1 protein-coding gene is annotated in these 495 nt (G+C 48.9%); it reads right to left on the minus strand.

The window, feature by feature from the left end; translation table 11 throughout:
- Window positions 1-101: 101 nt before the first annotated feature.
- Window positions 102-495 (minus strand): MmcB family DNA repair protein (locus AC1RP1_RS07810; protein WP_481762692.1); only part of this gene is annotated, 394 nt, incomplete at its 5' end.

Raw genomic sequence — 495 nt, forward strand, 5'->3', positions numbered from 1 at the left:
GGGCGCGCCCCACGACCGCGTTTCCAGCCCCCACCGGATCGACATTTATTGAGCCCCCGGAGACTCCTAGAATACGGTTACGTGTGTACATTGTGTTGTCCTTACTGAATGCGTTTGTTCATTTTGAATCGTGTCATATCGGCACCACGATAGGCCATGCGAATAGCCACATTTGCCATGATCGCGGGATCAATTTCGCGATACGTAGCACTCTTAACCATTCGTATAGTCGTTCTGGGAATGTTGTATTTCTTGTCTTTGAAGTACCGAACGACAAATACCCCGACCTCCGGTGGGAGGCGGGGTTTAATTTTTTCATACGTGGCAGCACCGCATGCAAAGTACATGCGATTGCAAAATGGCAGATACTTCCGCCACTTGCCTTTGTCATTATCGACTTTGAAGTCAGCCCATGAGGATTTGACTTCTACCATGACGATTTCGTTTTTGACGTGCACCGCCATTATGTCGGCACGTAGAGAACCGCCTTTATTG

This window comes from Dellaglioa sp. CoH-56-MRSF-13, assembly GCF_056782095.1.